Below are 14,950 nucleotides of genomic sequence, written 5' to 3' on the forward strand. Positions count from 1 at the left end.
CGACCCGGCGCGGCGCGCCGCGGGCTCACCGCCTGCGGCGCGCCGTCCCGAAGAGCGACCGCGAGATCTCCCGCCCCAGCTGCGTGCCGACCGACCGGGCGAGCGACCTGAAAATCCCGCTCCCCATGACCTGTCCCGCGAGCGACTCGTCGCGCCTCCCGCCCCGCGGCGCGGACTTCGGCTCGACGGCCTCCCGCTCGGCTGCCTCCCGTGCAGCGGCTTCCTGCGCCGCCGCCGCCTCCGCAGCCGCCTCGGCCTCCTGCTGCTCGGCCGTCAGCTTCTCGTACGCCGACTCCCTGTCGACCGCCTCGGCGTACCGCGCGTGCAGCGGCGAGGCCCTCACCGCCGCGTCCAGCGCCCCCGCGTCGATGGGCCCCATCAGCGACTGCGGCGCGCGCAGCCGCGTCACCGCCACGGGTGTCGGCGCGCCCCTGTCGCTCAGCACGGTGACAACCGCCTCGCCCGTCCCCAGCTGCGTGAGCACCTCCTCCAGGTCGTACGCGGAGTTCGGGAACGTCTTCACCGTCGCTTTCAGCGCCTTGGCGTCGTCCGGGGTGAAGGCGCGCAGCGCGTGCTGCACGCGGTTGCCCAGCTGCGCCAGTACGTCGCCCGGCACGTCCTTGGGAGTCTGGGTCACGAAGAAGACGCCGACCCCTTTCGAGCGAATCAGCCGCACGGTCTGCGTGACCGACTCCAGGAACGCCTTCGAGGCCCCGTTGAAGAGCAGATGCGCCTCGTCGAAGAAGAACACCAGCTTCGGCCGGTCGACGTCGCCGACCTCCGGCAGGTCGTGGAAGAGGTCCGCGAGCAGCCACATCAGGAACGTCGAGAACAGCTCGGGCCTGTCCTGCACCGCGGGCAGTTCCAGCACGGAGATGATCCCGCGACCGTCCGGCGCCGTCCGCAGCAGCTCCGCGGTGTCGAACTCCGGCTCGCCGAAGAACCCGGCCGCGCCCTGCTGCTCGAGGGCGGTGATCGATCGCAGGATCACCCCGGCGGTGGCGGCGGAGATACCGCCGATGCCCTTGAGCTCCGCCTTCCCCGTGTCGGACACCAGGAAGGCGACCACGGCCCGCAGGTCCTTCAGGTCGACCAGCTCCAGCCCTTGGAGTCGGCGTAGTGGAAGAGCAGCCCCAGCGACTGCTCCTGCGTCCGGTTGAGTTCGAGCACCTTGGACAGCAGAACCGGTCCGAAGTCGGTGACGGTCGCGCGCAGCGGAATGCCCGGCCCGATGCCGCCCAGACCGTAGAACTCGCAGGGGAAGCCCTGACCGGTCCAGTCCTGCCCGACCTGCCCGGCCCGCTCCATCACCTTGTCACCGCCCTCGCCGGGAGCGGAGATGCCGGAGACGTCGCCCTTGATGTCGGCGAGGAAGACGGGCACGCCGTTCGCCGACAGCTGTTCCGCGATCAACTGGAGGGTCTTGGTCTTGCCGGTGCCGGTGGCCCCTGCGACCAGACCGTGCCGGTTGAGCACCGACAGCGGTACGCGGATCCGTGCGGCCGGGTCGCACTGTCCGTCCCAGAGCAGGGCTCCCAGCTCCAGTGCGGAGCCGGTGAAGGCGTATCCGGCGGCGATCTTCTGCCCCGGCGCCTGCTCGCTGCGGCTCATGAGAGCCCCCAATTTCCCGGTTTGAAAAGTTTTGATCAGGATCGCACCACGGGTCCATGGCTGCGCCATGAGCCTCTTGACCGGTAGGCTTTCCGTGTGATCTTCAAGCGCATCGGTAACGGGCGGCCGTATCCCGACCACGGCCGGGAAAGCACCCGGCAGTGGGCGGATGTCGCGCCGCGCCCGGTCCGCCTCGATCAGCTCGTGACCACCAAGGGCCAGCTGGATCTCGAGACCCTCCTCGCGGAGGACTCGACGTTCTACGGGGACCTCTTCGCCCATGTCGTGAAGTGGCAGGGCGACCTCTACCTGGAGGACGGCCTTCACCGCGCCGTCCGTGCTGCCCTGCAGCAGCGCCAGGTGCTGCACGCCCGCGTGCTCGAGCTGGGCTGAGTCCGACGTGCGGCGGTCCGACGGCCGGCCGACGACTGATCCTTTCGGGGTTCTTTCGCCACCCTACGGACGCAATCCGTTGATCGTTTAGTAGGCATAGCCACCGGGCGGCATTACGCTGCGCCCATGAGCATGCTGACTCCCCCCGGCATGGGTGGAAAGTACCGCATCACGGGCGACAAGTACCCGCGAATGCGACGCCCCCGGAACCGCCGCAGGATCGTCTTTGCAGTGGTCGCCGCGGTCGTCGCGCTGGGCGTTGCCGGTTGGGGGACCGTGCAGCTCATCGACGCCTTCACCGGCGGCGGCAAGCCGTCCGCGAGCGCGCGCGCCGCCGCGTGCAAACCCAAGCCGACTCCCTCGGCGGCTCCGCCGCCGCCGCTGCCGCGCCAGATCACGGTGAACGTCTACAACGCGACCGCGCGGTCCGGCCTGGCCAAGACGACGGCCGACGAGCTGAAGAAACGTGGCTTCAGGATCGGCAAGGTCGCCAACGCGCCCGCCGCGTACGACAAGAAGGTGCCCGGTCCCGCGTTGCTCCTCGGGGCCGCGACAGCCCGGGAGGGCTCGTTCCGCGTGCTCGGCACGCAGGTGAGGGGCTACCAGTTGAAGACCGACACCCGCGAGACCGCGGACGTCGACCTGATCATCGGCACGGCGTTCAAGGCCCTCGACGCGAAGGCGAGCGCCGATGTCGCCCTGACGGCCCTGACCAAGCCGAAGCCGGCGCCCTCGGGAAAGTGCTGACGCGACACGACTCGCGAGACGGCTCGCGACACGACTGACGACACGACTGAGGGCCGGAAAACTCCGGCCCTCAGTCGTCTGCCGTATGCCGACGCGCTGCACGGACGGGCTATTCGGCCGACCCGTACATGCGGTCACCCGCGTCGCCGAGGCCCGGCACGATGTACCCGTGCTCGTTCAGGCGCTCGTCCACCGACGCGGTCACCACGGTCACCGGGGTGCCCGCCAGCTCGCGCTCCATCACCTCGACGCCCTCCGGCGCCGCCAGCAGCACGACCGCGGTCACATCGTCCGCGCCGCGCTTGATCAGCTCCTGGATCGCCGCGACCAGGGTGCCGCCGGTGGCCAGCATCGGGTCCAGCACGTACACCTGGCGGCCCGACAGGTCCTCAGGCATGCGCGTCGCGTACGTGGACGCCTCGAGCGTCTCCTCGTTGCGGATCATCCCGAGGAAGCCCACCTCGGCGGTCGGCAGCAGCCGGACCATGCCGTCGAGCATGCCCAGCCCGGCCCGCAGGATCGGCACCACGAGCGGCCGCGGGTGGGACAGCTTCACCCCCGTCGTGCCCGTCACCGGGGTCTCGATGTCGACCTGCTCGGTGCGCACGTCGCGGGTGGCCTCGTACGCGAGCAGGGTGACCAGCTCGTCGGCGAGCCGCCGGAAGGTCGGGGAATCGGTGCGCCTGTCGCGCAGAGTGGTGAGTTTGTGCGCCACCAGGGGGTGGTCGACGACGTGGATCCGCATGCCGTCAACAGTAGCCCGGGCTCGCATCAAGGACGGTTCCGGAGGGAAGGTGGAGGGTGTCCCCCAGGCCGCGACGCCGGAGGGGAAGACGGATGCAGTCGTGGGGTGGTGTGGCCGATGCCGGAGTTTGAGCCGGAGCATGTAGAGGAAACCGCGTCCGACGCGGAGCGCCGCAGGCGACGCGCCCAGTTCCTGCGTGAGCTGAACGAGGCAAAGGCACTGCGCGAACGCGTCCAGCCGCGACGGGCCCGAGCCGCCCGGATGCGCCAGCAGATGCGCATGCGGACCTTCCGCTGGTAGTCCGTCCCCTGCACACCCGTAAGAACTGGTGGCCGACGCAACGACGGAAGACCTCTCGCAACGCGCCTCTTTCTGCCACGATTCCGAGTGGGCGGGGCACGAACGCAACGCACCGCCGGTCGTCACACCTCTGATCAGTGGGAGAGTCACGGTGTACTTCGCCGCACTGCTCGCGCGCACTCAAGACGGGTGGGAAGCGAGCGACACAGAGCTCGACGATGTGGAGACCCTGTCGGACCTGACCGACCTGGCCCGCGATGCCTCGGTGGACGAGGACACGGTGCTCGTCTTCATCGAGCAGGAGGACGCCTGGTTCGGCGTCCTGCGGGTCGAGGGCGAGGAGGACCCTCGTATCTTCGTGTCGGACGCGGCCGCGGCCGCGCGCTCCTCGTACGGGGAGATCCTCACCAACGAACTGCTCGGCGGGGAGGATGACGACCCGGCCGACGATCTGGACGCGCTGAATCTCGACGGTACGGAGGACGGAGAACCGGACGAGGAAGACGAGGACAGGGCGGACGTCCCGGTCCAGGGCGGCGAGGCCGTGCCGTCGGGACCGGTCGGCGACCGCGAGATCCTCGCCGACCTCGGCCTGTCGGAGAAGGAACTGCTGGCGCTGGACACGGACGCGCTGATGGAAATCGCGGACGCGCTCGGCGCGGGCGAGGTGCTGGAGACAGTGCGCTAGTGGCCGACCCGGCAGGAGAGCAGGCACCGGAGAGCTCGGCCGGTTCGGTGCCCCGCCCGGCCGACCCCGTGCGCGGTCCGTGGGAGACGGCGATGCGTCTCGCCCTCGGCGAGGCGGACCGCGCCGCCCAGGGCGGCGATGTGCCGGTCGGTGCGCTCGTGCTGTCCGGCGACGGCACGATCCTCGCGGCGGGCCACAACGAACGTGAGGCGACGGGCGATCCGACGGCGCACGCGGAGGTGGTGGCCATCCGCAGGGCCGCGGCCGTCGTCGGGGAGTGGCGGCTGACCGGCTGCACGCTGGTCGTGACGCTGGAACCGTGCACCATGTGCGCGGGCGCGATCGTGCAGTCCCGCGTGGAGCGGGTGGTCTACGGCGCCCGGGACGAGAAGGCGGGCGCGGCCGGGTCGCTGTGGGACGTCGTGCGGGACCGGCGGCTCAACCACCGGCCGGAGGTCGTCCTCGGGGTGCTGGAGGACGAGTGCGCGACGCAGTTGACGGCCTTCTTCCGTGACCGGCCGGGCGGCCGGGCGGGCGGCCCGTCCATCGATCCGTCCATCGATCCGTCCATCGAGAACGGCCGGTCCGGGGACCGCTGAGAGCTCTTGGCGGGCGCCCTTCCGGACCGCTGCGGATACCGATTTCAGAGCACGGCCCACCTTGGGCTAAGCTCTCTCCCGGTAGCGTGTCCGAGCGGCCGAAGGAGCTCGCCTCGAAAGCGAGTGTGGCGCAAGTCACCGAGGGTTCAAATCCCTCCGCTACCGCTCTTGTCGAAGGGCCCCGGTGCATCGCACCGGGGCCCTTCGCCTTTCCCACGGCACGGAGAAACCACGCGGCACAGGCCCCGTGGTCCTGCGGATTCTGTTCGAACCCCCTCGGCTAGACTCACGCGATCGTCGCCAGGGGCAGGGACAGCAGGGGAGACAGGGACCGATGGGGCAAGCGAAGAAGATAGCCGTCTACGTCGTCGTCGTCTTCATCCTGTACACGATCATCAACTCCCCGGACCGGGCCGCGGACCTGGTGGGGGTAGGGTTCGAGGGCATTTCGAGCGCCGCGCAGGGCGTCGGAGAGTTCATGACCGAGCTCGTCAACTAGGTCGTCCGGCCAACCAGGGAGTGCCCCTTGATCCGCCATCTGGTCCTCTTCAAGCTCAACGAGGGCGTCGAGCGCGACGAGCCGCGCGTCGCAGCCGGTGTGAAGGCCTTCCAGGAACTCGACGGGGTCGTCCCGGAGCTGGAGTTCTGGGAGTGCGCCTGGAACATCACCGACCGGCCCATCGCCTACGACTTCGCCATCAACTCGGCCGTCGCCGACAAGGACGCGCTGCAGCGGTACATCGAGCACCCGGCCCATCAGGCCGCCGCCGGTCAGTGGCGCGAGTTCGCCACGTGGGTGATCGCCGACTACGAGTTCTGAGCCGTCCCGCTCCCGCCCCTCGCCTTCTTGGGCGGGGGGCTTTTCGGTTTTCCATCCCAACATCCAAGTCAACACGGCGTTATCGGGTGCTTGCACACAGTGGACATGTCTTGTGATGCTATGACCGCTTTTGACGGATGGGTTTGACCATAAATGACCGCAAAGGGGTGGCTTGACCGTGTCGGCCAGTACTGCGCCTCAGGTGCCACCTCAGAACGAAAGGCCGGACGACGCCGCTCCCGCAGCCGCGAAGCAGCAGCGGCGGGGCGCCGACACCAGGGCTCTGACCCAGGTGCTGTTCGGCCGCCTCAAGGGGCTGGAAGTGGGCACCGCGGAGCACTCCCGGGTGCGCGCCGCCCTCATCGAGGCCAACCTTCCGCTCGTGCGGTACGCCGCCGCACGCTTCCGCAGCCGCAACGAGCCGATGGAGGACGTCGTCCAGGTCGGCACGATCGGACTGATCAACGCGATCGACCGGTTCGACCCCGACCGCGGCGTGCAGTTCCCGACGTTCGCGATGCCGACGGTCGTCGGCGAGATCAAGCGGTACTTCCGCGACAACGTGCGGACCGTGCACGTGCCGCGCCGACTCCACGAGCTGTGGGTGCAGGTCAACGGCGCCACCGAGGACCTGACGACGGCGAACGGCCGTTCACCCACGACCGCCGAGATCGCCGAGCGGCTGAAGATCGGCGAGGACGAGGTGCTGGCCTGTATCGAGGCGGGCCGCTCGTACCACGCGACCTCGCTGGAGGCGGCTCAGGAGGGCGACGGAATGCCCGGGCTGCTGGACCGGCTCGGCTATGAGGACCCGGCGCTGGCCGGCGTCGAACACCGGGACCTGGTGCGCCATCTCCTCGTACAGCTGCCGGAGCGCGAGCAGCGGATCCTGATGCTCCGTTACTACAGCAACCTGACACAGTCCCAGATCAGTCAGGAGCTCGGAGTCTCCCAGATGCATGTGTCGCGGCTGCTGGCGAGAAGTTTCGCTCGACTTCGTTCCGCAAACAGGATCGAAGCGTAGCTCGAACGGGTAGACCACTCGGGAACTGCTGATGGCGACTCAAAAGCCTTACACCCCCTGTTTCCTGGTCATTTTTACGCGATACTTGTCGACATGTCACTACAGCGTGTTGCCGACATGTGACATTCTGCTGGAACCGCGTTTGCCGCAGCCTCGCCGCCGGTATTCAGGTTGAGGCTGCGTTCCTCAGACGGTCGCGGCCACCGCGACCGTCCGCGACCTCAAGGGGGTGGCATGTCCGTAGAACAGGGCAGCTCGAAGGTGCTCACGCGCGCTCCTGGCGCACCCGCACCCGTCGTGCCCGACAGCTCGGAAGCCATCGACACCCGCACTCTCTCCCGCTCCCTGTTCCTGCGGCTGCGTGCCCTGGACAGCGAGGGTGCGGCCGACGACAGCCCGGAGCGCACCTACGTGCGCGACACCCTCATCGAGCTCAACCTCCCCCTCGTCCGGTACGCCGCGGCGCGCTTCCGCAGCCGCAACGAACCGATGGAGGACATCGTCCAGGTCGGCACGATCGGGCTGATCAAGGCCATCGACCGGTTCGACTGCGAACGGGGCGTGGAGTTCCCGACCTTCGCCATGCCGACGGTCGTCGGCGAGATCAAGCGCTTCTTCCGCGACACCTCCTGGTCGGTGCGGGTGCCGCGCCGGCTCCAGGAGCTGCGACTCGCCCTCACCAAGGCGAGCGACGAGCTGGCACAGAAGCTCGACCGTTCGCCGACCGTGCCCGAACTGGCCGCGGTGCTCGGGGTGTCGGAGGAGGACGTCGTCGACGGGCTCGCCGTCGGAAACGCCTACACCGCCTCGTCGCTCGACTCCCCGTCCCCGGAGGACGACGGCGGAGAGGGCTCGCTCGCGGACCGGCTGGGCTACGAGGACGCGGCTCTCGAGGGCGTCGAGTACCGCGAGTCGCTCAAGCCCCTGCTCGCCAAACTTCCCCCGCGTGAGCGGCAGATCATCATGCTCCGCTTCTTCGCCAACATGACCCAGTCACAGATCGGCGAGGAGGTCGGCATCTCCCAGATGCACGTCTCGCGACTGCTGACCCGCACGCTGGCGCAGCTGCGTGAGGGACTCATCGCGGACTGAGCGGCGCGCGTCGACTGTGGACGGCAGCATCGAGCGGCCGTACCGGGCGGCCGTGTCGGTCGGGCCCGTCGGGCGGCCGTGCCGGGCGGCCGAATCGGGTGCCCGTACCGGGCGGCCGTGTCGGGTGCCCGTACCGGGCGGCCGCAGGAGGGGTCGTACGGGGCTTCCTTACTGACGGAGCGTCAGCCACACTGGCGCGATGCGGCGACGAGGGACCGGAATCGTGGCGGTGGCGCTCTGCCTCGGCGGGGCGCTGACCGCGTGCGGGGGCGGCAGCGGAGAGGGTGACGTGGCGCTCGGCGCCGCAGGGGCCGGCAGCGAGCGGGCGCCCACGGCCGCCGTGCCGCCGAAGGGCGAGATCTCGATGGCCCCGCTGGACGGCCTGCCTCAGAACGGCCGTGGCGACGGCGGCACCAACCCCGGGCGGGGCCCTGTGGAAGGAAAGCCCGGGCGTGGCTCCGAGAACACGGGGCCGACCGCAGGAACAGGCGGCGACAGCCCGCCCGCACAGAGCCCTACGGGCGGCACCCCGGGAGGCGAGGGGCCGGCGAACACGCCCGGCACCCCCGGCCCCACGCCGTCACAGTCGGCGCCCGACGCCGGCCCCGATCCCGCACCGGCCCCAGGGCCGAAGCCGGACCCGGAGCCCATCGGACCCGCCGTGATCCAGCTCGGCAAGCCGGTCAGGGAGGCCCTCGACAAGCGATGGTGCGAGCGCGTCACCGTCGAGTTCCGCAACACCGGCGGCAGGGCCGCGGCCTCCGGCACCGTCACTTTCGCAACGCACATCATCGGCGCGCTCGGCATCGACTGGGCCACCATCGAGTCCCGTCAGCCGCTCCCGGCGCCGATCGCACCCGGAGCCGCACGGAAGCAGGCGTACACGGTGTGCGTGGACGCCTGGCGGGTGCCGCTCGGCATGCGAATCGAGACCCAGGACGTCAGCGCGACCTGGGCCTGACGACCGCGGGCGCCGGGCGTCGCCGGAACAGGGCTCAGGCGAGCGCGAGCCAGGCGACAGCACCGAGGACGACCACCGCCGCGATCACGCCGACGATCAGGCCGACGCGCGAGGAGGACGTCGCCGCGGGCGTCGCCGCCGCGCGGCCCTGGGGGACGCCTTCGTCGACGAAGGCGCGGAACATCTGGGTGCTGCCCGCGGGGTCGTAGTTGCCCTCGGAGCCCTGGCCTTGGGGAGCATGGGGGTTGTGTGCCATGGAGCAGGACCCTAGCGAACGGCGGTTGCCGGGCCCAACCCCGGGCGGACGACGGAGAGCCTCCTGGGCGGACATGACCCCCGCATGACTCCGCACATGCAAAGCCTTTTGGGTTCCTTTACCCATTCGACCCCGTTTTCATTTGCCTGTAGCAACCAATAGCTTTTATCGTTGCCCTAAGCAACAAAAAGTGGGAGGGGCCGTGGCCGAGCGGAGTCAGTACGAGGAACTAGCCCGGCAGATCAGCGCTGTCGGGGCCGTGAAACGCAGCCTCGCGCGCATCCTGCCCGCCGAGTGCCCCTCGGGTTCGGCGGCCGTGCTGGCGCTCGTCGACCGGTACGGGGAGATGCGCATGAGCCGTCTCGCCGAGCTGCTGGCCGTCGACATGTCGGTGACCAGCCGGCACGTGGCCCACGTGGTGGAACGGGGATGGCTGGAGCGCTCCCCCGCCCCCGACGACCGGCGCTCGCGCATCCTGCGACTCACGCCCGCGGGCGAGGACCTGCTCGACACCCTCGGCCGGCGGACCACGGACATGTTCGCCCATTACCTCAAGGACTGGTCCGACGACGACGTCGGACAGCTCAGCGCGATGCTGGCCCGCCTCCGGGAATCCGTCGGGGACTGCCGGGCCCACGCCACCCGTACACCCGCATAGAAGAGCGAAGGAAGTTCATGGCTACAACCACACCGAGCGGTGTGCGGGGCGCCCACGCCAAGCACGGCGGCGGCTCCGCCGCCGACGGCGGAGCGCCGATGACCCACCGGCAGATCATGGAGGCCCTCTCCGGGCTGCTGCTCGGCATGTTCGTCGCGATTCTGTCGTCGACGATCGTCTCCAACGCACTGCCGGAGATCATCAGCGATCTGGGCGGGGGCCAGAGCGCCTACACCTGGGTCGTCACCGCCTCGCTGCTGGCGATGACCGCCACCACCCCGCTCTGGGGCAAGCTCTCGGACCTCTTCTCCAAGAAGCTGCTGGTCCAGATATCGCTGCTCATCTATGTGCTGGGTTCGGTGGTCGCCGGGCTCTCGCAGAACTCGGGCATGCTGATCGCCTGCCGGGTGGTCCAGGGCATCGGTGTCGGCGGTCTGTCCGCACTCGCGCAGATCGTGATGGCCGCGATGATCGCGCCCCGCGAGCGCGGCCGCTACAGCGGTTACCTCGGCGCCGTCTTCGCCGTCGCCACCGTCGGCGGCCCGCTGCTCGGCGGTGTCATCACCGACACCGACTGGCTGGGCTGGCGCTGGTGCTTCTACGTCGGCGTGCCGTTCGCGCTCATCGCTCTGATCGTCCTGCAGAAGACCCTGAAGCTGCCGGTGGTCAAGCGCGAGGTGAAGGTCGACTGGTCCGGTGCGTTCTTCATCAGCGCCGCCGTCTCGCTGCTGCTGGTCTGGGTGACCTTCGCGGGCGACAAGTACGACTGGCTCTCCTGGCAGACCGGCGCGATGGTCGGCGGCTCCGTCGTCCTCGGTGCGCTCTTCCTGCTCATCGAGACCAAGGCGAGCGAACCGATCATCCCGCTGCGGCTGTTCCGCAACCGCACCCTCACGCTGGCCTCGCTTGCCTCGCTCTTCGTCGGCGTCGCGATGTTCGCCGGCACGGTGTTCTTCAGCCAGTACTTCCAGCTGGCGCGGGGCGAGTCGCCGACGATGTCCGGCGTGCTGACGATCCCGATGATCGGCGGTCTGTTCGTCTCGTCGACCGTCTCCGGACAGATCATCACCAACACCGGCCGCTGGAAGGCCTGGCTGGTCGCCGGCGGCGCGCTGGTCACGGCGGGCCTCGGTCTCCTGGGCACCATCCGCTACGACACCGAGTACTGGCACATCGGCGTCTTCATGGCCGTCATGGGTCTCGGCCTCGGCATGATGATGCAGAACCTGGTGCTCTGCACACAGAACCAGGTCGCCCCCTCGGACCTCGGTGCGGCCAGCTCCGTCGTCACCTTCTTCCGGTCCCTCGGCGGTGCGATCGGCGTGTCCGCGCTGGGCGCGGTCATGGCCAACCGGGTCACCCACTACGTCAAGGACGGGCTCGCCGAACTCGGCCCGCAGGGCGCGGCGCTCGGTCACGGCGGTACGGGCGGCGGCAGCATCCCCGATCTGGACACGCTGCCGGAACCGATCCGCACGGTGATGGAAACGGCGTACGGGCACGGAGTCGCCGACATCTTCCTGTACTCCGCTCCCTTCGCTCTCGTCGCCTTCCTCGTGACGCTGTTCATCAAGGAGGTTGCTCTGAAGAGCAGTTCGTCGAACGACAAGGCCCCCGAGACCCCCGAAACCGTTCCCGCCGCCGCGACCACCGCCCCGGCGCCGGCGCCGGTGGTCCAGGCCGAGCCGGTCACGACCGGTGTAGCGGTACGCGGAGTGGTGCGCGGCTCCGAGGGCGCGCCGGTGCCCCGGGCGGCGGTCACCCTGATCTCTCCGACGGGCCGACAGCTGGGTCGCTCCGTGGCGCATGCGGACGGCGGCTACACACTGGACGCGCCGGGAGCGGGCTCGTACGTGCTGATCGCCTCGGCCGACGGGTTCCAGCCGCAGGCCTCCACGGTGATCGTCACCGACGAGCCGTTGGTTTACGACATCCTCCTGTCCGGTACGAGCGGGCTCGCCGGAGTCGTACGGGCCGCCGAGGGCGGCAGCCCGGTCGAAGGCGCCATGGTCGTCGTCACGGACGTGCGCGGCGATGTACTGGCCACCGGAACGAGCGCGGAGCAGGGCCGGTTCGCCTTCGCCGAGCTGGTGCCGGGCGCGGTGACCGTTGCGGTGAACGCCGCCGGCTACCGGCCGCTCGCGCTGCCCGTGGAGATCGGCGGCCAGGGCGTGACCCGGATCGAGGCGGCCCTGCAGTCGGGAGCCGTGGTCCAGGGCGCCGTGCGCGGCGGCGTGGATCGCAGGCCGCTGGCCGACGCCCGGGTGACCCTCGTGGACGCCGCGGGGAACGTGGTCGCCACCACGACGACCGGCGACGACGGCGCGTACGCCTTCGCCGACCTCGACGCGGGCGAGTACACGGTCATCGCGACCGGATACCCGCCGGTGGCAGGCCAGTTGAGCGTGACCGGTCGCGGCGTCGACGACCACGACATCGAACTCGCCCACCCGGGCGAGTAGCGAGTAGGGCCTTTCGCTTGGATCAGGCCGGATCAGCGAGTGGGGTCCCTCCACGCCCGAAGGGCGTAGGGGGGCTGCCGACCGACGACAACGCAGCGTGGGTGCCCCTCCCGGCGGTAGCTGGGGGAGCGCGGTGCCAGGGCACGCGAGCCCGGCGAGATCCGAAGAGAGGCCCTGACAGACCCCGGTGCCGGCGCTCGTTCCCAGCGGAGACGAGACGCCTGCCCGGCGGAGGCGGGCCCCGGGGGGCGAGGCGGCGGGCAGGGACGGCCGGTCGCCCGACCCCCGGGGCCCGAACACCTTTCTGCGGCGACCACGGCCTGCGACAACCACAGACCACATCAGCACGGCCCCCAAGGGCCGGAAAGAGAAACGGGATCGAGGGCATGGCACTTCGCGCACAGGTACGGACCCGCGACGGCTGGGCGGTCCAGCACGCGGTCGTGACCGTGACGGACATGACCGGCACACAGGTGGTGCGGGCGCAGGCCGACGCCGACGGCACAGTGAGCGACACGACCACGCTCCCCGCAGGGCCGTACACGGTGATCGTGACGGCGCTCGGCTACGCGCCGGTCGCCTCGACCGCTCTCGTCACGGCGAGCGGCCGTGTGGACGTCGGCGCCGTGGTACTGGCCCGCCAGGGCGGAGTGGAGCTGCCGCCACCGGGTGTCTGGTCGCTCGACCCGGCGCACTCCTCGGTGGGAGCCACCGCTCAGCACCTCGTTATCTCCAGCGTGCGCGGGCGCTTCACCGATTTCGGCGGGTCGATCGAGATCGCGCAGGACGTGGAGCGCTCACGGGTCGACGCGGTGATCTCGGCCGCGTCCATCGACACGGGAAACGGACTGCGGGACAAGCATCTGAGGTCACCGGACTTCCTGGACGCCGAGCGTTTCCCGCAGATCACGTACCGGTCCACGGCGCTTGCCCCGGCCGGTCCCGACCGCTGGACCGTGCGGGGCGAGTTGTCGTTGCACGGTGTCGTACGCGAGGTCGATCTGGACCTGAGCTACCTGGGCACCGGGCCCGACCCGTGGGGCGGGGTGCGCGCCGCTTTCCACGCCACGGCGGAGCTGCACCGTGAAGACTTCGCGATGAACTACAACCAGGTGGTGCAGGCCGGTGTCTCCGCCATCGGGACGACGCTCAGGGTGGAGCTGGACATCCAGGCGGTGCAGGGCGGGCAGCTCCCGTAGGGTGCCGGCCATGCCACGCCACATCGCCACCAACACCAGGGTGGACCTCGAGCAGTTGCTGTCCTTCGTACGGCCGCGTCACCGGGCGATCCTGCTGACCCGCCGCGCCGACGGCTCACCGCAGGGCTCGCCGCTCACCTGCGGGGTGGACGACTCGGGCCGGATCGTCGTCTCGACCTATCCGGAACGGGCGAAGGCGCGCAACGCCAAGCGGGACGAGCGGGTCAGCGTGATCGTACTCTCGGACGACTGGAACGGCCCGTGGGTGCAGATCGACGGCCGGGCGGAGGTGATCGACTCCCCCGAGTCGGTGGAGCCGCTCGTCGAGTACTTCCGCAACATCTCCGGCGAGCACCCCGACTGGCACGAGTACCGCGAGGCGATGATCAAGCAGGGCAAGTCGATCATCCGCGTCACACCGGAGCGGTGGGGGCCGATCGCCACGGGCGGCTTCCCCGCCCGGCTCGGCGAGGACTGACCGGTCGGGTGGCGGTGGGGCCGGAGCGGCCGGCACGGTGCGGACAGAGCGGCCGGCTCGGGCTCCGTAGGGGGACTTTGTACGAGCCCGAGCCGGCCGTCCTCACACTGCCTGCGCGCCGGCGGGCCTCACCGGCCCTTGGATCGTTCCACCATCGCCTCGATGCCGGCGATCAGAAGATCGAGCGCGAAGTAGAAGTCCCGCTCACGCTTCTCCTCCACCGTGCCGCCGCCACGGGCCTCCATCAGCTCGTCGGCCTGCGCGAAGCTCTCGTCGTACTGCGGCTGTTCGCGGATCGACCCCATGGCCTCGCGGAAGTACTCGTCCTGGCTCAGCCCGGCCGCCGCGCAGCGCTCGACGAAGTGGCCCTCGATGGTGCCGAATCCGTAGACGAACTGGAAGACGGCGCCGAGGGCTCCCGTGCGGCCGTGCGGCGGCAGACCGGTGTTGCGGACGATCTGCTGGGCCGCCTGCGAGAAGGCCATGGAGTGCGGCCCGATGTTCAGATAGGTGCCGATCAGCGGCGTCACCCATGGATGCCGGACCAGAAGTGCCCGGTATCCGGCGGCCAGTTCCCGCAGCTGATCGCGCCATTCGCCGCCGGTGCTCGTGTCGGGCAGCGGGACCGTGCCGAAGACCGCGTCGAGCGCCAGCTCCAGCAGGTCGTCCTTGGTGTCCACGTACCAGTAGACCGACATCGCGGTGACGTGCAGCTCCGCGGCCAGCTTCCGCATGGAGAACTTGTCCGCCCCCTCGGCATCGAGGAGCCGGACCGTGGCTTCGATGATCTTGTCGCGGTCCAGGCCGGCCGGCTGGGACGATTTACGCCCCCGGTCCGCCTTGCCTTCCAGCCACACGCTGGTTCTCATGGAACGCTTCGTGCGGTCGGTCGCACTCACCATCGCGCAGCCTCCTCG

General features: G+C 70.0%; 17 protein-coding genes, 1 tRNA gene and 1 pseudogene. 15 read left to right on the top strand and 4 right to left on the bottom strand.

The features are described 5' to 3' along the window. Positions 1–25: 25 nt before the first annotated feature. Positions 26–1,669 (bottom strand): annotated as a pseudogene (locus tag ACIQ7Q_RS05505) (helicase HerA-like domain-containing protein). A gap of 38 nt (positions 1,670–1,707) precedes the next feature. Between ACIQ7Q_RS05505 and ACIQ7Q_RS05510 the strand changes: the two are divergent. Further along, positions 1,708–2,004: a type II toxin-antitoxin system VapB family antitoxin gene (locus ACIQ7Q_RS05510; RefSeq protein WP_003955420.1), complete on the top strand. Its 297-nt coding sequence runs from the start codon at positions 1,708–1,710 to the stop codon at positions 2,002–2,004. A 126-nt stretch (positions 2,005–2,130) separates the two neighbouring features. Then, the gene (locus ACIQ7Q_RS05515) at positions 2,131–2,751 is read left to right on the top strand and encodes a LytR C-terminal domain-containing protein (protein ID WP_403856570.1); all 621 of its coding nucleotides are present in this window, start codon (positions 2,131–2,133) and stop codon (positions 2,749–2,751) included. A 109-nt stretch (positions 2,752–2,860) separates the two neighbouring features. On the opposite strand, the gene upp is transcribed toward ACIQ7Q_RS05515, so the two are convergent. Then, positions 2,861–3,496, bottom strand: coding sequence for a uracil phosphoribosyltransferase (gene upp, locus ACIQ7Q_RS05520; protein ID WP_403856572.1), 636 nt, complete (start codon positions 3,494–3,496; stop codon positions 2,861–2,863). 117 nt (positions 3,497–3,613) lie between these two features. Here upp and ACIQ7Q_RS05525 point away from each other — a divergent pair, with 117 nt between their 5' ends. The 9 genes from ACIQ7Q_RS05525 (at position 3,614) to ACIQ7Q_RS05565 (ending at position 8,980) form a co-directional block, all read left to right on the top strand. Continuing rightward, positions 3,614–3,796: a hypothetical protein gene (locus ACIQ7Q_RS05525; protein WP_403856574.1), complete on the top strand. Its 183-nt coding sequence runs from the start codon at positions 3,614–3,616 to the stop codon at positions 3,794–3,796. Positions 3,797–3,947: 151 nt separating this feature from the next. Continuing rightward, a complete protein-coding gene (locus tag ACIQ7Q_RS05530; protein ID WP_403856576.1) occupies positions 3,948–4,484 on the top strand; it encodes a hypothetical protein in 537 nt (178 codons plus the stop codon). Beyond that, on the top strand, positions 4,484–5,083 hold the full coding sequence (gene tadA, locus ACIQ7Q_RS05535) for a tRNA adenosine(34) deaminase TadA (RefSeq protein ID WP_403856578.1): 600 nt from the start codon (positions 4,484–4,486) through the stop codon (positions 5,081–5,083). Before ACIQ7Q_RS05530 ends, tadA begins: the two co-directional genes overlap by 1 nt. An 80-nt stretch (positions 5,084–5,163) precedes the next feature. Further along, positions 5,164–5,248: transfer RNA gene (locus ACIQ7Q_RS05540), tRNA-Ser, on the top strand. A 169-nt stretch (positions 5,249–5,417) separates the two neighbouring features. Further along, on the top strand, positions 5,418–5,582 hold the full coding sequence (locus ACIQ7Q_RS05545) for a hypothetical protein (RefSeq protein WP_356632240.1): 165 nt from the start codon (positions 5,418–5,420) through the stop codon (positions 5,580–5,582). Positions 5,583–5,609: 27 nt separating this feature from the next. Next, on the top strand, positions 5,610–5,903 hold the full coding sequence (locus tag ACIQ7Q_RS05550) for a Dabb family protein (protein WP_403856581.1): 294 nt from the start codon (positions 5,610–5,612) through the stop codon (positions 5,901–5,903). Positions 5,904–6,081: 178 nt separating this feature from the next. Further along, entirely contained in the window at positions 6,082–6,927 is an 846-nt protein-coding gene (locus ACIQ7Q_RS05555; protein WP_403856583.1) for an RNA polymerase sigma factor SigF, read from the top strand. Positions 6,928–7,161: 234 nt separating this feature from the next. Continuing rightward, positions 7,162–8,019: an RNA polymerase sigma factor SigF gene (locus ACIQ7Q_RS05560; protein ID WP_356632234.1), complete on the top strand. Its 858-nt coding sequence runs from the start codon at positions 7,162–7,164 to the stop codon at positions 8,017–8,019. A gap of 199 nt (positions 8,020–8,218) precedes the next feature. Beyond that, on the top strand, positions 8,219–8,980 hold the full coding sequence (locus ACIQ7Q_RS05565) for a hypothetical protein (protein ID WP_403856586.1): 762 nt from the start codon (positions 8,219–8,221) through the stop codon (positions 8,978–8,980). Between the two features lie 34 nt (positions 8,981–9,014). On the opposite strand, the gene ACIQ7Q_RS05570 is transcribed toward ACIQ7Q_RS05565, so the two are convergent. Continuing rightward, on the bottom strand, positions 9,015–9,236 hold the full coding sequence (locus tag ACIQ7Q_RS05570; protein WP_403856588.1) for a hypothetical protein: 222 nt from the start codon (positions 9,234–9,236) through the stop codon (positions 9,015–9,017). Positions 9,237–9,438: 202 nt separating this feature from the next. Between ACIQ7Q_RS05570 and ACIQ7Q_RS05575 the strand changes: the two genes are divergently transcribed. The 4 genes from ACIQ7Q_RS05575 to ACIQ7Q_RS05590 all read left to right on the top strand — a co-directional run bounded on the left by ACIQ7Q_RS05575 (position 9,439) and on the right by ACIQ7Q_RS05590 (position 14,033). Further along, the gene (locus ACIQ7Q_RS05575) at positions 9,439–9,894 is read left to right on the top strand and encodes a MarR family winged helix-turn-helix transcriptional regulator (RefSeq protein ID WP_403856590.1); all 456 of its coding nucleotides are present in this window, start codon (positions 9,439–9,441) and stop codon (positions 9,892–9,894) included. Positions 9,895–9,911: 17 nt separating this feature from the next. Next, positions 9,912–12,356 (top strand): MFS transporter, encoded by a 2,445-nt coding sequence (locus ACIQ7Q_RS05580; RefSeq protein WP_403856592.1) that lies wholly within the window; start codon positions 9,912–9,914, stop codon positions 12,354–12,356. Positions 12,357–12,742: 386 nt separating this feature from the next. Then, entirely contained in the window at positions 12,743–13,555 is an 813-nt protein-coding gene (locus ACIQ7Q_RS05585) for a YceI family protein (protein WP_403856594.1), read from the top strand. Between the two features lie 10 nt (positions 13,556–13,565). Then, entirely contained in the window at positions 13,566–14,033 is a 468-nt protein-coding gene (locus ACIQ7Q_RS05590; RefSeq protein WP_403856596.1) for a PPOX class F420-dependent oxidoreductase, read from the top strand. 128 nt (positions 14,034–14,161) lie between these two features. Here ACIQ7Q_RS05590 and ACIQ7Q_RS05595 read toward each other — a convergent pair whose 3' ends face one another. Then, entirely contained in the window at positions 14,162–14,935 is a 774-nt protein-coding gene (locus ACIQ7Q_RS05595; RefSeq protein WP_403856598.1) for a TetR/AcrR family transcriptional regulator, read from the bottom strand. Positions 14,936–14,950 lie beyond the last annotated feature (15 nt).

The organism is Streptomyces sp. NPDC096176, from assembly GCF_044763255.1.
Taxonomy (GTDB): domain Bacteria; phylum Actinomycetota; class Actinomycetes; order Streptomycetales; family Streptomycetaceae; genus Streptomyces.